Genomic DNA, 20,623 nt, shown 5'->3' with positions numbered 1-20,623 from the left:
AAAAGCACCTTACCATTGACGGGAAGGTGCTTTTGCTTTTCTGCCGGTGTTAACGTTTCAAAATCTGGAACGATTCGCCATTGATCTTTACGAGATAAATACCGCTTGGCAGTTTGCGGATATCCACCTGGCTCACGCCTTTCGCGTCGCGGACGACCAGCATTGCTTTGCCTTCTGCATTGAACACCTGTACTTCTGTGACTTTCTGTTCGCTGCGCAGGTTCAGTACATCGGCGGTTGGGTTGGGGTAAATTTTGGTATCAATCCCTTTCGCCAGGGTAACCGATTCGATGTGGCTGAATGCGAATGTGCCGTCGAGGTCAATCATTTTCAGGCGGTAGTAGCGTTTGGCGGAAGCACAGGCCATGGTGTCCAGAAACGAGTATGCATTGAGCTTGTGTGCATTCTCATGTGATTTCAGGTTACCAATTTCCATCCAGCTTTGGCCGTCGGTGCTGCGCTGGATTTCGAAGCGATCGCTGTTGATTTCCTCCGAGGTCGACCATTCCAGCGAGACATTTCCTTCGGCAGCTTTCGCCTTGAATGCCACCAGCGTGACGGGAAGTTGAGGATCTTTCAAAATCGTGTAGGACGACTGCGTGTACGCAGGCAGGAATCTCCACGGACCGTAAACTTGTCCTGTAAGCGCTTTCACAAGGTTGAATCTCGCCCGGGCGCGGATCTTTGTATCAAATCCCGGTTTGGTGATAAACGTTTTCAGCTCGCTGCCGCCTCCCGCAAGGTCTGCGTATTGCGACTGCTGACCCGAGAAATTGGTGCTGTTGCTGATATTCCCGTTGCCATAAAACGCGGTGCCTTCTTTTCGGGCCTCCCACACCAGACGTACCTTGCCAGATCCCAGGAAAGACCTTACATGTAGCCCGAAACCGAAGTCGTCTTTTTTGATCTGCAAATAGCTGATATTCGAGACAAGGTCGGAATTGTAAACGCGCAGGTTATTTTTCAATCCTTTCGCTCCCAGGTTTCCATGGTACACGAATGCCGCGCCGCCATCGATCGAGTTATTGAATATGCCGCTCGTTTCGAGATTATAATTGATCAGTCCGATCACGACGTCACTATAACCATCTCCATTGACATCCCCGGCGCCTGACACCGATACGCCCATACGTGCATCGGCAAAGTTGCTTTCAACCATTGCCGGGTTAGAAGGGCTCAATCCGCCAGGAGTGCCGTCGAATACGAATGCGGCCCCTTCATTGTTTTTGCCGTTATCGTGATCGGGCGCGCCTACCACTACGTCGCTGTAACCGTCACCGTTCAGGTCACCTGCGCCGGAAACCGCTGCGCCAAAATGTGCGTCGGGTTGCAAGCCTTTGAGCCGCAGGTTTCCGACTGTTTGAGTGCCTTGATTAGACCCGTAGTAGATAAAGGCTGCACCTTCACTTGAACCTGGTTTGTTATGGAAAAGCGGAGCGCCCACAACAATGTCGCTGAACCCGTCGGCATTCACATCACCTGCGCTGGATACCGAGAAGCCCATCATCGCACCCGCGTCGTTGGATTCAACCATGTACCATTTCTGGTTGTCGACTCCATCGTTGTCTCCGTAGAATACGAATGCCGCACCCTCAATGGCCTCGCCGTTGGATTGTTTCACTGCACCGGCGACCACGTCGTTGTAGCCATCGCCATTCACATCACCTGCCGAGGCAACAGAAAAGCCGAGCTGTGATTCCGCCTGGGTGCCTTCGAGTTTGGTGTAAAAATTGGTAATGCCCAGCGTACTCCCGGTGTGGACGAATGCGGCGCCGCAATTACTGCTGCCTAATTTGTCATACGACGGAGCTCCGATGATCACGTCGCGGATACCGTCCCCGTTCACGTCGCCTGCGCCTGCCACCGAGAATCCGAAGAACTCGTTCGTTTGCGTTCCTTCCAAAACCATGTTCCAGATGATGGAAACGCCACCCGGGCTACCGTGATAGATGAAAGCCGCACCATTGTCTGTCGTTGAAGCGTCGTAATATGGTACTCCTACGATCAGGTCTCCATAACCGTCCCCATTTATATCGCCGGCTGCTGATACCGACGTGCCGAAACCTGCATTCAATTGCCCGATATCGAGTTTCTGGTCGGCCACGGCCGGTACTCCCGACGGCTTGCCGTAGAAAATAAAGACTGAGCCCTCTTCTCCGGAGCCGTTGTCGTAATGCGGCGCGCCAACTGCGATGTCATTGAAACCATCGCCATTCAGGTCGCCTGCACCCGTTACCGAGTAGCCAAATTGTGCACCTTCCTGGCTTGTGCCGAGCATTACGTTCGGAGTGAGTGCAATGCTGGATGCCGAGCCGTGGAACACGAAAGCGGAGCCGTTGTCAATGCCTGTGCCAACGTCGTAAAGATTTGCACCTGTGATTACATCGCTGTAACCGTCACCGTTAACATCCCCGGCGCTCGCTACCGATATGCCCATTTGCGCCTCCGCCTGATCCGATTCGAGTATAGCAGACCGAAGACCGAAACCGATGGAGGCACCATGAAAAATGAATGCGGCACCTTCTTTCGACAATGCATTGGCATAGTCGGGTGCGCCCGCAATGACGTCAGAAAATCCGTCGCCGTTCACATCGCCTGCACATGATACTGAGGTGCCGAAACGTGCGAGTGCCTGATCACCCTCAAGCGTATCTTTGGGCATCCCGCTCACACCGCCGTTGGCAATCCCCTGGTAGGCAAAAGCGACGCCCTCGTCCTGTTCGCCATTGTCGAACATCGGGCTTCCTACCACTACGTCGCTGAGTCCGTCGGCGTTGTAATCACCGGCCGAAGCCACCGAAGTTCCAAGCCGTGCATCCTGCTGGTTGCTTTCCAGTGTTGTAATAGGATTGAGGTTGATTCCCAACGCGCCGCCGGTATGCACGAATGCTGCGCCTTCATTGGTTTCGTTATTGTCGTAGAGCGGTGCTCCGGCGATAACGTCGCTGTAACCGTCGCCGTTGACGTCCCCTGCGCCGGCGACCGAAGTGCCAAGGGCGGCATGGGCCTGGTTACTTTCGATCACCTGCGGTTGTGGTAGTAATCCATTGGCCGAGCCACGGTAAATGTAAGCTGCACCTTCGCGGATTTCGCCGTTGGTATAGCCCGGTAACCCCACGATCACATCGCTGAAACCGTCCTCATCCACATCGCCGGCGAGTGCCACGCTTTCACCCATCCGGGCGTTCATTACACCACTTTCCAGGGTATCGGACGGATCGGTGCCTACGCCGGATCCCGAACCGTAGTACACGAACACTGCACCCTCGAAAGACTGCCCGTTTTCATAATTGGGTGCGCCTACAATAATGTCGCTGAAACCGTCGCCATTGATGTCGCCGGCTGTCGATACTGCGTAGCCGAAGAGGATTTCGGAAACTTTTCCTTCCAGCTTCTCAAATGTAGAGGTCACGACGCCGGATGCAGAGCCGTAACACACGAATGCAGCGCCCTGGTCTTTAATGCCATTGTCATAACCCACAACGCCGAGGACGATATCGCTGAAACCGTCGCCGTTCAGATCGCCCGCCGTTTGAACCGAGAAACCCATATTATCACGTGCTGACGCGCCGAAAAGCTGCGTATTTGCATTGGCAGGATTGCCGTGTGCAATAATGGGATCGATGGTGACCGGAAATACCGCATTTTCCGTAGCAACGTTCAATGTGATTTCCAGTCCCTCCAAATGCATGGAAGAGGAAAGCGCTTTGCCGGTGGCGTCCCAGCATTTCAGGTCGGTGTAGGTGAGCCGCTGGTCTGGTGTATTGTCTTCTCCATAATAAAGGTCCAGGCCGGCATCGGAGGTTTTGACGGCCGATACTCCGCTCGCCTTCAATTTTACCTCGATTTGACGCGTGTTGGCGGGTGCGTTTTCAACGATGAAGTTCTGACGGATCCCTTCAGAATTATTGATAAATTCTTCGGTAAACCCGCCGTGTTTCAGCAGCAACCGGTTTTTGTCGATAATGCTGGCTGCCTGTTCGGCGGGCTCGTGCAGGAGCTTGCCGTCGGCGAAAATCCCTTCGGTGGCCAGCGAGATTTCGAACGGGTGGCGCTGGTTGATGCGGTTACGAAGCGAAAGCAGGCCGGGCTTGAAGTAGCTTCTGATGTTCTGCGTGCGGTTGGGGCTTTGCAGAATACCCGTTTTTTTGTCGACTGTGATGTTGTACTCGGCCAACGCGACCTGTTCAAAAAGCGACTGGTTTTCGGCGGCGTTTGCCGGTTGGCCGGCTGCCTTTCCTTTTAGTGCAGAAGCTGGACCGCCTTGCAGGGCCGGCAGAACGTACAATGCAAAGTAGAGCGAAGCAGCGAGGGCCAGACCGGCGGCCCAGGCGAAGTTTGAGCGATAATAGATTCTTCCCATAAGCGAAGTGTGTATTTGAATAAATGTAGTGATGGCTTTAATTCCGGGTTTAAATTATAATCAGACAACGGCCGGACAGGTAAAGAATGAGCTGGGTGCTGCTTAGGATGAGTGGACGGTAAATATGTTGTAAACGGAAAGAGGAAAACGTAAAGATTTGGCTTTCATCACAACGGCTCATGATGGTAGAGACGAGAAAAAAATGCAACCGCTATTTGCATTCATGAAATCTTTTATCAATCTTTGTCTATCGAATTTATAGATTTATTAAGAACGAAGGGAGAGGTTAGGCTCTGTGATCTTCTGGCAACCTGTGACTCGTCAAGGTGCCCCAACCTAATTCTATTGATAAATCTAAGAATCCAACCACGGATGTAAACTGGTAATGCATTGCAGATCCGGCTGTTTCAGGGCCTGGCGAAGCTGTGCATGACCGCCAACTTTGATCAACAACAAACCAGACGCACATGGAAATTTATCTGGATAATGCGGCTACAACCGCGCTGGACCCGGACGTGATCGAGGCGATTCTGCCTTTCCTGACTACAAATTATGCCAACCCGTCGTCGGCGCATGGCGCCGGGCGCCGCGTGAAAGAGGCCATTGACCAGGCGCGCCGCACCGTTGCCGGTCTGCTCGGAGCTTCGCCGGACGAAATCTATTTCACCGCCGGAGCCACGGAGGGCATCAATCTCGCATTGTCGGGCGCGATCCAGGCCTATGACCTGAACCACGTGCTCACGAGCCGGATTGAACATAAGGCGGTATTGGCGACATTGAAACGCCACGAAAAGGAAGGGGATATCGAAACCAGTTTTGTAAAACTCGACGAACGCGGCAATGTGGACCTCTATCATCTCGAAAACCTCCTGCGCGCAAACCCGCGGACGCTCATCGCGCTCATGCATGGGAACAATGAAATAGGTAATCTGACGGACATTCAGGCGATCGGCGTGCTTGCGCGGCGATACAATGCGGTCTTTTTTACCGATACCACCCAAACCATGGGCAAAGTGCGGTTCGATTTGCAGGACATTGATTTCCTGGTAGGTTCGGCGCACAAGTTTCATGGGCCGAAAGGTGCAGGATTTATATACATCAATAAAAAACACCACCTGAAACCGCTTATTTATGGCGGAGGGCAGGAAAGCGGCCAGCGCGGCGGCACCGAAAACGTAACAGGCATTGTGGGCCTCGCGAAGGCACTTGAAGTGGCTTACCGCAATCTGGATGAGAATCAGACGAAGATCTGTAAACTGAAACAATACCTGGTATCGAAGCTGGCAATCAGCGGCATTGAGGGTATTTGTTATAATGGTGAAAGTAAGTCGCTCGAAAACAGCGTTGCCAACGTGCTGAGCGTGTCGTTTCCCTGTTTGAGCACAGGCAGCCTGGTAGCTGGTTTGGACCAGATCGGCATTGCCGTTTCCGGCGGGAGCGCGTGTTCGGGCAGGGGCACGTCGCACGTGATCCGCGCGCTTGCGTGTGAGGCCGACAAGGAGAATGTCCGCTTTTCATTCAGCAAGTTCAATACTTTCGAAGAGCTGGACCGTGTTGTGGCGGCCATTGTGCGGATTTACGAATCCGATCCGCTGGTCGCGGCGGGAAAGGCCTGGAAAAACATTGCCAGCTGGGCTTTGGATAGTTCCGGGGGAGCCAGGCAATTCCAATTTTAACAAAATTTAATACAGCCTGCCGGCACCAATTGGCTCCCGCAGGCGTAAGGTAAGTAGAGCCGTGAAAGTTTACGGCCGATATTCTCAACAAACCACTTTAAACATCAGGACAACAATGAGCAAAACCTTTTTTCTCCGGATTATTTACCGGAATGCCGGGAATCTGCACAAAATTACGTCGAGTGTAGAATCCGTAAACGGGGCGAAGATCAGGCATCTCAATTTTATCAGCAAAGGCAAAAGTTTCGTGGGCGTGATCGCGTTCGAGGCGTCGCAACTGATCGATTTTGAGAAAATCATGACCCTGATCCGCCGTAACCGCGACATTTCAGAAGTCGAGAGAATTATGGATGCTTCCATGTGTTGATGCCCGCGATCAGAAGGTGATCCCAAACTGAAATCCTACCGTAACCGACGCCGGGTGGCCGTTCCCGAAGCGGAATGGCACCGGCACCGCGACGAAATAGCCACTATTCTTGTTTTTCTTCACGATTTTATTCAAAACCGGTGTGAAGCCATACCTCCCGGCCGTCTCGAATGCGGCGCGGCCAGCGAAGGTAAGCCCGGGTGCTAATGTCACTAATATGCCTGGGTGGAAAAGGAAGTTGGCCATCCTGCTGCTCCCGTTTTCAGCCCTTACCAGCGGCACAAACTCCGCCGAGAAGCCGATTTTCGGACTTTTCCAGATATTAATGCCTGTCGGCATCCCGACGATATAATAGGTATCAAAATTGGTAACTGTACCCTCGCTGCTGAATGTGACGATCGGGTGCAGAATGCCTACGTAACCAGCCATGCGCGGATATGAATGCGCGGGAGCGGTTGACGGGGCGGATTGCTGTGCCTGTTGCTGCGCGCGGGCGATGGTGCAGGCCGGTGAAACAAGCGTAAGAAGCGTAAAAAAGAGCTTTCCGGTTGAAAAACGGAACATAGACTTTGGTTTTAAAATGAATGCGGGTCAAAACCGCAATACAATTCTAAAAACCAATTACCGGGCAGGATAGAACGGATTTAACGTTTTGTATTTCCTTTACTTTTTCGGATGAATTTTCTGTATTCCGAGGGGGTTTGGCCCATATGCGCTTTGAAAACGCGGTTGAAATGGCTCTGATCCGAGAAACCCGTGAGGTAAGCGATCTCCGCCAGCGAATCTTCCGACGATTCGAGCAGTTGAATGGACTTTTCGATCCGCAGTTTCCGGATGTATTCTCCGAATGAAAGATTATCAAAATAACGCGAAAATTCCCTCGATAAATAGGCTGGGTTCACATCCAGTTCTTCGGAAGCGATCTTGAGGTTGAAGTTAAGATTGGTGTCGATGTGATCCTGAATGAGGTTTTTGAGGTCTTTGGTCCATGCCGGCACCTTCGATTTCTTCTCGTTCTTGTTGCTGATATATGTTTTATAAATCTGCAAAAGCAAATGCTCGGTCGGGCTTTGCGTGTGTTTTTCCTCACGTAAATGCGTCGCCCAGCTGTACAGCGCGTCGTAAATAAGCATTCCCTTTTCGAGTAACTCCTGGTCATCCTGCGTGTTGTGAGCCAGCCCGGCTGAAATAGCCCATAAGCCCGAGGATTGTCGCGCCAACGCATGGTCGTCCGTATCGGCGCCCCGCACTACCGGTGCCATTACCTGCAGGGCTGGATCTTTCAGTTCGTATTTTTTGATGAAATAATCGAACGTGCATTGATCGTCATAATGCGTGAACTCGACACCCGGGATATCGAACGGAGTCGCGTTCAGGGCGGCGGCCTGGGTCAGGACTTCGTTTTCGGGCACGTAAATAATTTGCGCTTTCGGGTCGATAAAGCGTCGGATAAGCCAGGGACAGGCGAGGCGGTCGATTTTCGGCCGCTCGCGGGTAATCCATTTCATATCAGCAGGTAGCAGTTACTTGTTTAGGTTTTCTGTATTGATGCAAATTAATTAACAGAACACTACCCAAAATCACTACCAACCCCGCGATTTGCATCATGGTAATCGTTTCGTGGGCGAAGAAAATGCCTAGCAACACCGCCACCACGGGATTTACGTAGGCATAGGTGCTCACCTTGGTGGCAGGCTGGACTTTCAAAAGCCACACATAAGCGCTGAAACCCGCAATGGAACCGAATACGATCAGGTAGGTCGTTGCCAGCCATGCATTCAGCGGGATTGCGGTGAGGTCAACCGACGTGTATTCACCCGTTAGCAACGTTCCGGGGATGAACGCAATGCCGGCCGCCAGCATTTGCCATGTCGAATTGACGGTGGCCGATTTGGAAACAGAATTATATTTTGAGTACAGCGAACCGCCCGCCCAGGCCATCGAGCCCAGCACGACCAGCGCCATCGCAAAAAGATCGCGGCCGCTGTTCAGCGACGACATTGTGGCCATTATTTTCTCATAAAAGAGCAAGATCACGCCGGCAAAACCGACCACCAGGCCGAGAATTGTCGATTTGTTGCTCAGGTTCTCCGACCATTTCGGCTTATCCAAAAGCACAAACCACAGCGGCGCCGACGACACCATGATCGCCACCATCGCGCTAGGCAGGAATTGTTCCACCCAGATCACCACGCCGTTACCCACAAAAAGCAGCAGCAAACCCGTTATGAGGGCGGGCTTCATTACTTTCCAGGAAAATACCTGTTCGCCTTGCAAAAGGCTCCATCCGAGCATCAGCAGGCCGGCGATGATGAAGCGGAATGCACCCAGGAAGAATGGCGGAAAACCCTCCAATGCCCTCTGAATGAAGAAGTAGGTTGATCCCCAAACGATGTAAACGGTGGCGAATGCCAGTACCACCATGAATGTTGAAGGAGTTTTTGTAGACGTTTGCATGGCTATTTCATTTTTCAGGTATAACGATTTGTTGCTCTTCCTTGACCGTTTCGAGGACGATCGTGGTCCGTGTGGATGTGATGTTTTGTATCCGGCTGAACTTGTTGCGCATCAGCTCCATCAGTGATGCAGAATCGGCCGTGCGGACTTTTACCATATAGCAATCTTCGCCCGCAATGTGGTGAACCTCTTGTACTTCCGGAATTTTGGCCAGCTCCTTCGCGGTGTTGTTGCTGCCCATCCCTTCCGACGATTTCATGGCAATGAATGCCAGTAGCGTCTGCCCCAATGCTACCGGACTGATCCGCGTGGTATATTTCACGATCACCTGCTTCTGTTCCAGTTTTTTGACGCGTTCCAACACCGCTGAGGGAGCCATTTCAAGCTCGCGCGCGAGGTCGGCGTTGGTGATGCGGCCATTCTCCTGCATAAGGCGCAGAATGCTCAGGTCGGTCTTGTCGAGAACGATATCTGATCCGTTCATTATTCTGTGAAATAGGATTAGGATAGAATTATATTCAAAAATAGTACTTATATTTTGAATATAGTTCAGTCAATACAATGTGTTGTACCTAAAAGTTCGTCGCAATGCCGGATTTCTCGAATTTTCTTCGACATAACCGGAAAATAACTGCTGATCCTACGGAACGTGGTCATTTCTCATCTTTGTACTATTCCAAATCCTAATTAACACACGCATGAACCGACTAATAATGAGTCTGTTGAGTACTGTATTATGCACCGGCACTGCCATTGCGCAAATAGATACCAAAGCAACGCCGGAAACCGCAGCGCTCTACAGGAACCTCAAAAAGCTTTCTGAACAATACATTCTGTTTGGCCACCAGCACGCTATCGAATACGGGCACGGATGGTCGGGCGATGCGGAACGGTCGGACGTGAAGTCGGTTACGGGCTCGCATCCGGCTGTGATAGGCGTCGATTTGATGGGCCTTTCGGGCCGTCCGGCGGAGGAGATCGCCAAAACGGCGGCTGCATTGCGGAAAAATGTGGTGGATACCTATAATCGAGGAGGGATCACGACGGTGGCCTGGCATTTTGCCAATCCAGCCTCCGAAGGCGGTTTTTATTGGAAAGATGGTGTATCAAAACCCGCCATGTCGCTGATCAAACCCGGCGGATCGCATCACGAAAAGTACAAGCTGATACTGAAAACGATAGCCGATTTTGCCCACTCCGTAAAAGGAAAGGACGGGACGCTGGCACCCATGATTTTCAGACCGTTTCACGAATTTGATGGCGACTGGTTCTGGTGGGGCAAGGGGCACACCAAACGCGAAGACTTTATCGCCGTCTGGCGGTTTACCGTATCCTATCTCCGCGATCAAATGGGCGTTCACAACCTCATTTACGCGTTTTCGCCCGATAATAAGTTCACTTCGGAATATGAATTTCTCGAACGCTACCCGGGCAACGAATGGGTGGATATGGTGGGAATGGACAACTACGGTGATTTCGGCCGCGACGGGAAATACAACCTCGAAGCCGGCTCGAAGAAGCTCAAAATTGTATCGGAATATGCCCAGAAAGCCGGCAAACTCGCCGCATTCACTGAAACCGGCCTCGAAAGCATTCCTAACCCGACCTGGTGGACCGAGACATTGCTTAAAACATTGAAAACCGAAAAACTGCAACTCGCCTACGTGCTCGTCTGGCGCAACGATTCCAAAAGCCCCACCCATTTTTACGCCCCCTTCCCCGGGCAGATCAGCGCTGCCGACTTCGTAAAGTTTTATCACGATCCTTACACGCTTTTCGAGAAGGATTTGAAGGAAGTGTATCGGTAATGCTTCGCGTTTGATAATTTGGCGATTGCCGTTCGCACAAGGGGTAAGGATTTGATTGGATTTTTCATTGTGATTTGTGGAAAGTTTCACAAACGAGTATCGCCATGACAATCAAATTCCCGATCCTCATCCTGCTGACATCTGTGCTGATCCTTTCCGGCTGCGATAGGAAGAAAGAGCCTGTTGCTGAGCCTGTTGTACCAGAATTTAACATTCTTCCAGCAACTTTACACCCGTTGGGCGGAGTGATCGAAAGTTTTAGCATCCACATCGAGCGCATTGGGAACATTCCAATTGAAGAATATGGTGTGACATATGCTTTTCTGGAAAGCCCAACGGCGCAGAATCCGCTCGGCAATGGTAAGAATGTAGTATTTACCCAGCCAATGAAGGAAGGGGATATTCAGCAAACGATAAAGCTTGGGTTTCCGAGTAATACCCATTTTTTGATTTACGGAGCCTACGTGAAAGCGAAAGATGGCCGCGTGTTTCGTTCAACAGAGCAATTCGATTTGAACTATTAATCCTGCACAACCCGCTCCTGAAACTTCCGGTTGATCAAATGATGATTGAACAGCTCCACCAGATCAATCAGGACGGTGTTTGGGTCGTTGGCGTTTAGATAGGCGCGTACTTTTCGGATGAAGTCGTAGAGCGGCTCGTAGTATTTATGGCCGGTTTCTTCCTGGAAGTCCTGGATCGTGAATGCATTGCCCTTTTTAAGGATCATGTACACGGCAATGAAGAAATAGGAGATCGGCAGCTTACTTCCTTCAAGCACCGTGCCGCTTTGCAGCGTGGTGCGGAACCGGCATTGCTTGCATTGAAACTGCTGCTTCGGCGCGAGCCAGTAGTGATGCGTGCCGCTGCATTTCTTGCAAATGATCCCACGCCGTAACCTGAAATCCCTGAATGCCTCTGTCGCGATGGTTTCGTTCTTATAAATATCGATCAGATTGCCCGCTTGCATAGTGAAATGATAGAATGAGAAGTCCAAATCTAACAAAAAAGATGATATAATATTTAGTCTATCGAATTTATATACAATATTTTTAGTGGTAAGCTGCCAGATCGGTCAATCCACGAATTCTATTAAAACGATAGATAAATATGCCGAATTTTAATTGGCTATATGGTTTAAATGGAAAATATTATTCCTGGTGTTTGGTAAATGAAAACAGTATCTAGGTATAAGCTACGGAGACCTGCGGTCTTGGGGAACGGATGCGAAAAAGGCTGGTGGCAGATTGTGTGGTTCTTTAAATGCCTGATTTATAGTTCACGTATGTTTGTGATCGTTAATCGGGCCGCGCCAGCGAAATGCCCGATGGCGCCATCCAGCTCGTTTTTCAATAATAATCAAATACAGAATGGCCAAGTTAAACCAAAATCAAACTGCACTCGGTGACGTGGCAGCACGGCAATTGGCGATCGCGACCCGGACGGTCCCTCAGTTCGAGGCGATCACACCGCGCTGGCTTACGCATTTGCTGAACTGGATTCCCGTAGAGTCCGGCGTGTACCGCCTCAACAAAGTGAAAGAAGGAAGTACCGCCGAAGTAGATTGCTCCCGCCGCGATGAACGCGAACTGCCGCATACATTTATCGATTACGTCGAAAATCCGCGCGAGTACAACCTTACCGCCGTGCAGACCGTGCTTGACGTCCATACCCGCGTGTCGGATTTGTACAGCAAGCCGTATAACCAGATCAGCGAGCAGCTTCGCCTGACCATTGAAAGTATTAAGGAGCGCCAGGAAAGCGAGCTGATCAATAATGCCGAATATGGATTACTTTCCAGCATATCCGCCAAACAGAAAATTTCGACCCGCCTTGGCCCGCCGACGCCGGACGATCTGGATGATCTTTTGACGAAAGTGTGGAAGGAACCCGGTTTCTTCCTTTTGCATCCGCAGGCGATCGCCGCGTTCGGTCGCGAGTGTACGCGCAAGGGTGTTCCGCCACCGACCATCTCGCTTTTCGGTTCACAATTCATTACATGGCGAGGCATTCCACTGATTCCCTCCGATAAAGTGCCCATTGAAAACGGCAAGACGAAAATCCTGCTGCTGCGTACCGGCGAAAGCCGCCAGGGCGTAGTGGGGTTATACCAACCAGGCCTGCCGGGCGAGCAGTCGCCGGGACTTTCGGTGCGGTTTATGGGCATCAACGACAAGGCTATTGCCTCGTACCTGGTGTCGCTTTACTGCTCACTGGCCGTGCTGGTCGACGATGCGATTGCGATTTTGGAAGATGTAGAAATCGGTAACTACCATGAGTACAAATATTGAAGGATTTCCGGAAGGGCTGCCAGACGGCATCCCAAATGGTTTCCCAGACGGTTCTTCGGTCAATTCGCCCGATGCCGGCGCTTTGGAACGGCTCGCCAACGAGCTTTTCAAAGCTATGCCGGGCGAAATGCCGTCGCCCGCATTCTCGCCGCATTTGGAAGACCATCCGAGGGCGCAAAAAATGCTGGGTATCATTCAGCAGGAGTTCGATCGCGGGCAATCGCATTCGTCGGGGCATCAGCGTTTTCATGGCTGGGAATCGCATTCGTCGGGATATCAGCGTTTTGATCGCGGCCCTTCGCACGGACATCAGAACTTTGATCTGAATGAACCGCAGACCAGCCTGCCCGACCCGCATTTCACGGATGGCAAGGTGCCGCCATCGGCTGCGGGAGTAGGGGTGTCGCCGGGCGATGCGTTGCCCTCTTACTATTTTTTGAATGAAACCTTTGCCGAAAAGCCGCATATTCCGGGTGCTTCCAATTTTTTGCCGCATAGTTTTTCACCGTTTTCGCTGGGTAATATACATGTTGGCAGCGACCGTGACCAGCTGGGGCGTGCCGTTCAAAGCCCGATCGGGCGCATTCCGTTTGACGTAAACCGCGTCCGGGCCGACTTTCCGGTGTTCAGGGAACGGGTGAATGACAAACCGCTTATCTGGTTCGATAATGCGGCAACTACCCAGAAGCCGAAACAGGTGATCGACCGGATCAGCTATTTTTACGAGCACGAGAATTCCAACATCCACCGCGCCGCGCACGAGCTCGCCGCCCGCGCCACGGACGCCTACGAGGCCGCGCGCGAGAAGGTGAGGGCATTTGTGAATGCACGCTCGGTGAACGAGATCGTGTTTACGAGGGGAACCACCGAAGCCATTAACCTCGTGGCCAAAACCTGGGGCGACCAGAACCTCCATGCGGGGGACGAAATCATCGTAAGCCACCTCGAACACCACGCCAACATTGTTCCCTGGAAGCAATTGGCGGACAAAAAAGGCCTGGTACTGCGCGTGATCCCCGTCGACGACGACGGCCAGATCCTGCTCGATGCATACGCAGGCTTGCTGAACTCCAAAACCAAACTCGTATCGTTCACTCAGGTTTCCAATGCATTGGGAACGGTGACGCCCTCGTCGGACATCATCCGCATGGCCCATGCGGCCGGTGCGAAAGTGCTCCTCGACGGCGCGCAGTCGGTGTCGCACATGCGGACGGACGTTACCATGCTGGATTGCGACTGGTTTGTATTCTCGGGGCACAAGGTATTCGGGCCAACGGGAATCGGTGCATTATATGGAAAGGAAGACATTCTCAATGCCACACAGCCGTGGCAGGGTGGGGGCAATATGATCGTGGACGTCACATTTGAGCACATCCGATACCACAACGCACCTTCCCGATTCGAGGCGGGTACCGGCAATATTGCCGACGCCGTGGGGCTGGGTGCCGCATTGGATTATGTGAACCGGCTTGGCATCGAAAACATTTATAATTACGAGAGTTTCCTGCTCGAATATGCAACAGGCCTGATCAAACACGTTCCGGGCCTGCGGCTGATCGGCACGGCGAAGCACAAAGCATCGGTTTTGTCATTCGTTTTGGATGGGTATAAAACCGAGGAAGTCGGTGCGGCGCTGAATAAGGAAGGCATCGCCGTGCGCTCAGGCCACCATTGTGCGCAGCCCATTCTCAGGAGGTTCGGCCTTGAAACGACGGTGCGTCCTTCGCTGGCATTTTACAACACCTGTGAGGAAATTGACGTACTGATAGGCACGCTGCACCGGCTCGCAGCAAGCGGCAGGGGCCGCAGAGCATAAGATTCCGCATTCACGCATGTCATCACTCATTGATCTTCTAAAAAAAACGCATCATGCCGAGTGGGAGGCGACTCCCTCCTGGCATGATGCCACCGCCTGGCTCGACAGCCTGATCCACTTTCTCTTCCCAAGCAATCATTTGCCCAAAAAGACCTCGTATGAAGGTATTTTGAAGAAAAATCAGATCGATCTGGAAAACATCCTGCTCAGCTATCTCGACCCGAAAAAGATCGCCATCGAACAAAAAGTGGCCTCTTTTTACGACGAGCTCGAAACGATTTACAAAAACCTCCGCCTCGACGCCAGCAAAATTTACGAGTATGACCCCGCGGCCACGAGCGTGAACGAGGTGATCGTTTCGTATCCGGGCTTTTACGCCATTGCCGTGTACCGCATTGCCAATTACCTGAGTATCCTGCAAATACCCGTGCTCCCGCGCATTCTCACGGAGTATGCGCATGGCAAAACGGGCGTCGATATCCACCCTGAGGCAACCATCGGCGTGCCGTTTATGATCGACCATGGAACGGGCATTGTGATCGGCGCCACTTCGGTGATCGGTCAGAATGTGAGCATTTACCAGGGCGTCACCCTCGGCGCATTGCAGGTTGCGAAGGAGCTTTTTAACACCAAACGCCACCCGACGGTAGGCGATAATGTGATCATTTATGCGCGCACGACCATTCTCGGCGGGGATACGGTCATCGGCGAAAACAGCGTGATCGGCGGTAGCGTGTTCCTCACGAAGAGTGTTGCGCCTAACTCGCAGGTGTTCAACACGCATCAGCTGCGAATTACGGTGCGGGAGGGTGGGGCGGTTGGCTAATAGTCTCCGGGCGGGTGGCGGTCGCCAGCGGTGATGTCGGTTTTTTGCATATCTTGCCTCATGCCCGCATTGATAGATCGCAACACCATTAAACTGCTCCGGATTCCGTTCTCGTTTTTCCTGGCGCCGCTGTTTTTGTTCGCTTACAGTCAGGCCGAGACGGTTGTGCACCGGCAGGCTTTGTGGAGTTTCCTGATCATCCATTTGCTCGTGTATCCCGCCAGCAACGGCTACAACAGCTACATCGACCGCGATGAGGAAAGCATTGGCGGCCTTGAAAAACCACCGCTTCCTACCATTCGGCTTTTTTACCTTACACTTTTTCTGGATGCTGCCGCAACCATTCTGGCGCTCGTATTCGTAAATACGTTGTTCGCGCTCTGCCTGGTGCTGTACATCGGGGCTTCGCGGGCGTACAGTTCGCGGCTGATCAGGCTGAAAAAATACCCGGTGATCGGATTTCTGACGGTCGTGTTTTTTCAGGGCGCATTCACCTACTATATGTCGATCGCCGGCATATCGGGCGGCGCATTGCGGCTTGATACGGCCAATATTTTCGTGTTGCTGGGCTGCTCGCTCCAGATCGCAGGCGCGTACCCGCTCACGCAGGTGTACCAGCACGAGCAGGACCTGCGCGACGGCATCGTTACGTTGAGCTACAAATTGGGCCATATCGGCACGTTCGTGTTCACGACGGCCATGTTTGTGCTCTGCAATGTGTTTTATTATTTGTACTTTACGACCAGGGACCTTGGAATGATTTTTTACATTGTCCAGGTGTTCTTCATCCCCATTGTGATTTGGTTCGGGGTCTGGTTTTCGCTGGTTTGGAAGGATCGCGCACAGGCCAATTTCCGTAATACCATGCGGATGAACTGGGTGGCGGCGATTTGCATGAATAGTTGTTTCATCGTTTTAATAATTATCAACAGAATTCCATTGAGTTATCTATCCTCTATTGAAACAGCCGTTCCCGAATATGGTTATGCACAGGAAACGCTTACCGATTTCTACCTGCGTTCGACCGACGACCTGAGTACCCGCCGAAAAATCAAGATCGTAGCCAGCAAAACGGGGATCGAAAAACGTTACTCGGTAATTCCCGACTTCGATAAAAATCCCGATCAATACACGTTTTTCAACCGGAATGCCGCATTATTGCCCGAGCCCACCCTTTCTCAGCGCATGCAGCTTTACCAGCAGCACGCCACGGCGCTTTCCAGAAAGGCGATTGAGCAGATCCGGGATTTTGATATGATTAAAAAAGACATCACGCATTTGATTACCGTGACCTGTACCGGGCTTTTTGCGCCGGGCCTGGATGTGGAACTGATGCGGGAATTGAAGTTGAATCCTTCGATACAACGCAGCAGCGTCAACTTTATGGGCTGCAATGCGGCGATTCTGGCATTGAAAAATGCGGATGCCATCTGCAAAAGCAATGCAAATGCCAAAGTGCTGGTCGTGTGTACGGAGCTGTGCACGATCCATTTTCAGAAGCGCTATAATGATGATTATCTGCTTTCCAATATGCTTTTCGGCGATGGCGCGGCGGCATTGCTCGTGTCGTCCCAGCCGGACGATCACTATCTGCACGCGGTGAAAGTCGATAGTTTCAATTCAATGGTGCTGCACAATGGCTACTCGGATATGGCCTGGCAGCTGTCGGAGACGGGTTTTATCATGAATTTGTCGTCGTACGTGCCTGATCTGATCCGGGAAAATATCCGGCCCATGCTGAAATCGGTCGGGTCGAGGTCGGACGATTATGGCCATTGGGCAGTGCATCCCGGCGGAAAACGCATTGTGGATGACTTTGCGGCGGCATTGGAACTGGACAGATGCATGCTCTCCCCAACGTACGATGTGTTGCGGAATTTTGGAAATATGTCCTCGCCAACCGTGCTGTTTGTCCTGAAAAATGTCCTGGAAAAAACGAAGCCAGAGCACCTGAACGACCGCATCTTTGCGGCCGCATTTGGCCCGGGGCTCAGCATCGAAACCATGCAATTACGGTATGTTCGGGCATAGGAGCGGGCAAAAGGAGCTGCTCGATGCGGACGACATTCCGGCGGCGGATCTTTTTCAAAATCTCCGCGAGCTGGATTTCATCAACCATTGGCTCGGTGGATATGCCGTTTCATTCAATGCATTGAAACGCGTGCTGCAAAAAGGCAGGCGGTTTACGCTGGTCGATATTGGCTGCGGCGGCGGTGATACGCTCAAACGCATTGCTGCGTGGAACAGGAAGGCGGGCTTCGCGCTCGATCTGTACGGCGTGGACCTCAAACCCGATTGCATTGCCTACGCCGAGGAAAATCTAAAGAACAGTGAAGTCGCACTCATTTGCGACGATTACCGCAACACCTACCTGCATGTACAGCAGGTCGATGTAATCCACGCGTGCCTTTTCTGCCACCATCTTTCGGATAGTGAATTGATAGAGCTCGTCCGTTTTACCATTAAAAACCGCGCTATTCTCGTGATCAACGATTTGGAAAGGAATGCATTGGCGCATTATTCGATCAAATTTCTGACGCGGCTGTTTTCCAGTTCCTACCTTGTCAAAAACGATGCGCCATTGTCCGTTTTGAGAGGTTTTAAAAAGAAAGAATGGCTGCAAATACTCAAAAGCGCCGGAGCAGAACGGTTTTCGGTACGTAACCGATGGGCATTCAGGCATGAAGTGATCGTGTATGGAAACGCGGGCTGAACATTTCGAATGTGCGATCGTCGGCGGCGGGCTGGCGGGATTGTGCCTGGCGATCCAGCTGGCCGATCGCGGCATTTCGGTGGTGTTGTTTGAAAAGAACCGCTTTCCGTTTCACAAGGTTTGCGGGGAGTATATTTCAATGGAGAGCTGGCCGTTTTTGGAAAGTCTGGGATTGCCCCTTGCTGAAATGGAGCTGCCGAAAATCAGCCGGCTGGGCATCAGTTCCGAACGGGGATTTGTGCTTAACCACCGGCTTGGAATGGGCGGATTCGGCATCAGCCGCTTCACGCTCGATCACGCACTTTTTGAACTTGCCGTCCGCAAAGGCGTAAGCGTGATGCAGGAATGCCGGGTGATTGACGTTCAGGGTAATGCGGACGATGGTTTCCAGGTCCGGACCTCCGCCGGAGATTTTCAAGCTCAGGTCGTTTGCGGAAGTTACGGCAAGTACGGGCCGCAATTCATCCGGCTGCATGAAAATGATGCATTAAAGATTGATAGTCAGAATTATATCGGCGTTAAATACCACATCAAAACCGATTTTCCTACGGATCGCATCGAGCTCCACAACTTTACCGGCGGCTACTGCGGCATTTCGAAGGTCGACCAGGATTGGTACTGCCTGTGCTATCTCACCACCGCTCGCAATCTCATCGCGAATGGCAAGGACGTGAAGCAAATGGAAGAGGCTGTTTTATTTAAAAGCCCCTTTTTGAAGCACTATTTCACGCATTCCGAGTTTGTGAACGCACAGCCGCTCGTGATCAGCAATGTCCAGTTCAGCAAAAAGCAAACGCATTCAAACGGCATATTTTTGCTCGGCGACGCGGCCGGCTCCATCACCCCGCTTTGCGGCAATGGGATGAGCATGGGCATGCGCGCTTCCAAATTGTTGGCAGAGCAGTTGTACCTGTTTTTTGACGGAAAGCAAACGCACGATAAGGCATCAGAGCATTACCACAGCGCGTGGAATGCCGCATTCGGAACGCGGGTGCGAGCAGGATATCATCTTCAAAAGCTGTTTGGGAAAAGCCGCACTACGGATTTCGCATTGAAATTGCTTGACAAAACACCCTGGCTCACGTCACAGCTGGTTTCCCTCACGCATGGGCATACGTTCTGAGGGAAGTTGCGCTTTTTCGGATTTTTGGAGAAAATACTCAAACAGCAGCGCATTCAGCAGCAGCAGCAACATGCCGTAGAAAACATCCTCGATCGGAATCGTGAAAATGCGCACGCCCAGGTTTTCGGCATTGTTGTACCACACGATCGGCTTATCGAGCCCGGTGCCGGTGAGAATGCCATTCACAATGAAGAAAGGAATGAGCAAAAACTGGTGCGAGTAATAGAACAAGCCCAGCCAGCGCGGTTTTGCCTGCCATTTCAGGTAAATCAGGAAGAGCGCCAGCCACATCATAGTCGACGACGTGTAGTAGCGGCCCGCTCCGAGCAAACCCAATACAATGCAGAGGCCGAGGAAAATCCACGTCACCGTCTGCTCCGCCCGCACACGCAGCTCCGGGCCTTTCCACAGCCGGAAACAGAAGTACGTGAACATGCAGGCATACGGAATACAAATGAAAAACAGGATTTCCTCAATCGGCAGGCCGAAAAGGCTTACGCCCATGAGGTACTGCGGCGTGAAGCCCCATACGCCGATTTTAGTAAAATAGCTGTCCCATATAATGAACGGCACGGCGGCCAGCACGATCGCCGGCCATAATGCTTTCCAATGCCGGTCGAGCCGGATTTTCGGATGAAACGAGGCCAGTAGCGGCACCGAAATCGCGCCCAGGTCCACCAGCAGATAAAGGGAGTTCATTTGGCGGTCGCTTTTTGGGCTTCACGAAAATATTTGAGCGGGACCCACAACATTCCGAAGCATTCGCCACCGTGCTTGCCTAAGTGCTTGTGGTGCATTTTATGCGCCCTGCGAATGGCTTTCAGGTAAACGGACTCAGTGTTGCGGAACCTTTTGAAGCGCTGGTGGATGAAAATATCGTGGACGAGAAAATACGCGAAGCCGTAAATCGTAATGCCCAACCCGATCCAGAAAAGGTAATTGAACCCCGCATTCAACCCCAGCCAGAGAAACGCAATGCCGGGCGTGGCGAAGATGACGAAAAAGTAATCGTTCTTCTCGAAAAAATCGCCGTCGTCGCGCTGGTGATGGTCGTGGTGCAAGAACCACAGGAAGCCGTGCATCAGATACTTATGGGCCAGCCATGCCACACATTCCATGGCAACGAACGCGGCCAGGGTAATCAGTACGTTGAGTGTCCAATGCGGCATCATGCGGTTTTGGG

Annotated in this window: 18 protein-coding genes and 1 riboswitch; of the genes, 10 read left to right on the top strand and 8 right to left on the bottom strand. The window is 52.0% G+C overall.

What is annotated here, in order from left to right; all coding sequences use genetic code 11:
• Window positions 1–49 precede the first annotated feature (49 nt).
• Window positions 50–4,363, bottom strand: coding sequence for an FG-GAP-like repeat-containing protein (locus DFER_RS10090; protein ID WP_015811525.1), 4,314 nt, complete (start codon window positions 4,361–4,363; stop codon window positions 50–52).
• Window positions 4,364–4,624: 261 nt separating this feature from the next.
• Window positions 4,625–4,718, top strand: a riboswitch (SAM riboswitch).
• Window positions 4,719–4,830: 112 nt separating this feature from the next.
• Here DFER_RS10090 and DFER_RS10085 point away from each other — a divergent pair.
• Both DFER_RS10085 and DFER_RS10080 read left to right on the top strand, forming a co-directional pair.
• Complete coding sequence (locus tag DFER_RS10085) at window positions 4,831–6,039, top strand: cysteine desulfurase family protein (protein ID WP_015811524.1); 1,209 nt, start codon at window positions 4,831–4,833, stop codon at window positions 6,037–6,039.
• 115 nt (window positions 6,040–6,154) lie between these two features.
• Window positions 6,155–6,406: a hypothetical protein gene (locus tag DFER_RS10080; protein ID WP_015811523.1), complete on the top strand. Its 252-nt coding sequence runs from the start codon at window positions 6,155–6,157 to the stop codon at window positions 6,404–6,406.
• Between the two features lie 9 nt (window positions 6,407–6,415).
• Here DFER_RS10080 and DFER_RS10075 read toward each other — a convergent pair whose 3' ends face one another.
• From DFER_RS10075 to DFER_RS10060, 4 genes are all read right to left on the bottom strand, one after another.
• Entirely contained in the window at window positions 6,416–6,970 is a 555-nt protein-coding gene (locus DFER_RS10075; RefSeq protein ID WP_015811522.1) for a hypothetical protein, read from the bottom strand.
• Between the two features lie 80 nt (window positions 6,971–7,050).
• Window positions 7,051–7,914, bottom strand: coding sequence for a chromate resistance protein ChrB domain-containing protein (locus DFER_RS10070; RefSeq protein WP_015811521.1), 864 nt, complete (start codon window positions 7,912–7,914; stop codon window positions 7,051–7,053).
• A 1-nt stretch (window position 7,915) separates the two neighbouring features.
• Window positions 7,916–8,863 carry an EamA family transporter gene (locus DFER_RS10065; RefSeq protein ID WP_015811520.1) on the bottom strand — a complete coding sequence of 316 codons (948 nt, stop codon included), beginning with the start codon at window positions 8,861–8,863 and terminating at the stop codon, window positions 7,916–7,918.
• A 7-nt stretch (window positions 8,864–8,870) separates the two neighbouring features.
• A complete protein-coding gene (locus tag DFER_RS10060) occupies window positions 8,871–9,347 on the bottom strand; it encodes an Lrp/AsnC family transcriptional regulator (RefSeq protein WP_015811519.1) in 477 nt (158 codons plus the stop codon).
• A gap of 229 nt (window positions 9,348–9,576) precedes the next feature.
• On the opposite strand from DFER_RS10060, the gene DFER_RS10055 reads away from it, so the two are divergent.
• Both DFER_RS10055 and DFER_RS10050 read left to right on the top strand, forming a co-directional pair.
• Window positions 9,577–10,671 carry a glycoside hydrolase family 26 protein gene (locus tag DFER_RS10055; protein ID WP_015811518.1) on the top strand — a complete coding sequence of 365 codons (1,095 nt, stop codon included), beginning with the start codon at window positions 9,577–9,579 and terminating at the stop codon, window positions 10,669–10,671.
• Window positions 10,672–10,775: 104 nt separating this feature from the next.
• Window positions 10,776–11,195, top strand: coding sequence for a hypothetical protein (locus DFER_RS10050; RefSeq protein WP_015811517.1), 420 nt, complete (start codon window positions 10,776–10,778; stop codon window positions 11,193–11,195).
• Here the strand turns inward: DFER_RS10050 and DFER_RS10045 are convergent.
• Complete coding sequence (locus DFER_RS10045; protein WP_015811516.1) at window positions 11,192–11,641, bottom strand: transposase; 450 nt, start codon at window positions 11,639–11,641, stop codon at window positions 11,192–11,194. The genes DFER_RS10050 and DFER_RS10045 overlap by 4 nt on opposite strands.
• A 400-nt stretch (window positions 11,642–12,041) precedes the next feature.
• Here DFER_RS10045 and DFER_RS10040 point away from each other — a divergent pair, with 400 nt between their 5' ends.
• Genes DFER_RS10040 through DFER_RS10015 form a run of 6 tightly spaced genes read left to right on the top strand, consistent with a single transcriptional unit; the run spans window position 12,042 to window position 19,440 of the window.
• Entirely contained in the window at window positions 12,042–12,962 is a 921-nt protein-coding gene (locus DFER_RS10040; RefSeq protein WP_015811515.1) for a family 2A encapsulin nanocompartment shell protein, read from the top strand.
• A complete protein-coding gene (locus tag DFER_RS10035; RefSeq protein WP_015811514.1) occupies window positions 12,946–14,778 on the top strand; it encodes a family 2A encapsulin nanocompartment cargo protein cysteine desulfurase in 1,833 nt (610 codons plus the stop codon). Before DFER_RS10040 ends, DFER_RS10035 begins: the two co-directional genes overlap by 17 nt.
• Before the next feature lie 16 nt (window positions 14,779–14,794).
• Window positions 14,795–15,604 carry a serine O-acetyltransferase gene (locus DFER_RS10030; RefSeq protein ID WP_015811513.1) on the top strand — a complete coding sequence of 270 codons (810 nt, stop codon included), beginning with the start codon at window positions 14,795–14,797 and terminating at the stop codon, window positions 15,602–15,604.
• A gap of 60 nt (window positions 15,605–15,664) precedes the next feature.
• Window positions 15,665–17,635, top strand: coding sequence for a UbiA family prenyltransferase (locus tag DFER_RS10025; RefSeq protein ID WP_015811512.1), 1,971 nt, complete (start codon window positions 15,665–15,667; stop codon window positions 17,633–17,635).
• Window positions 17,622–18,317, top strand: coding sequence for a methyltransferase domain-containing protein (locus tag DFER_RS10020; protein WP_015811511.1), 696 nt, complete (start codon window positions 17,622–17,624; stop codon window positions 18,315–18,317). The genes DFER_RS10025 and DFER_RS10020 overlap by 14 nt, the downstream gene beginning before the upstream one ends.
• Entirely contained in the window at window positions 18,301–19,440 is a 1,140-nt protein-coding gene (locus tag DFER_RS10015; RefSeq protein ID WP_015811510.1) for an NAD(P)/FAD-dependent oxidoreductase, read from the top strand. The genes DFER_RS10020 and DFER_RS10015 overlap by 17 nt, the downstream gene beginning before the upstream one ends.
• Here DFER_RS10015 and DFER_RS10010 read toward each other — a convergent pair.
• Window positions 19,402–20,139 carry a lycopene cyclase domain-containing protein gene (locus DFER_RS10010; protein WP_015811509.1) on the bottom strand — a complete coding sequence of 246 codons (738 nt, stop codon included), beginning with the start codon at window positions 20,137–20,139 and terminating at the stop codon, window positions 19,402–19,404. The two genes, DFER_RS10015 and DFER_RS10010, sit on opposite strands and share 39 nt — an antisense overlap.
• On the bottom strand, window positions 20,136–20,612 hold the full coding sequence (locus tag DFER_RS10005) for a sterol desaturase family protein (protein ID WP_015811508.1): 477 nt from the start codon (window positions 20,610–20,612) through the stop codon (window positions 20,136–20,138). The genes DFER_RS10010 and DFER_RS10005 overlap by 4 nt, the downstream gene beginning before the upstream one ends.
• Between the last annotated feature and the right edge of the window lie 11 nt (window positions 20,613–20,623).

Origin of the sequence: Dyadobacter fermentans DSM 18053, assembly GCF_000023125.1 — a bacterium.
GTDB classification, from domain to species: domain Bacteria; phylum Bacteroidota; class Bacteroidia; order Cytophagales; family Spirosomataceae; genus Dyadobacter; species Dyadobacter fermentans.
This window is presented reverse-complemented; position numbering and strand designations above follow the sequence as displayed.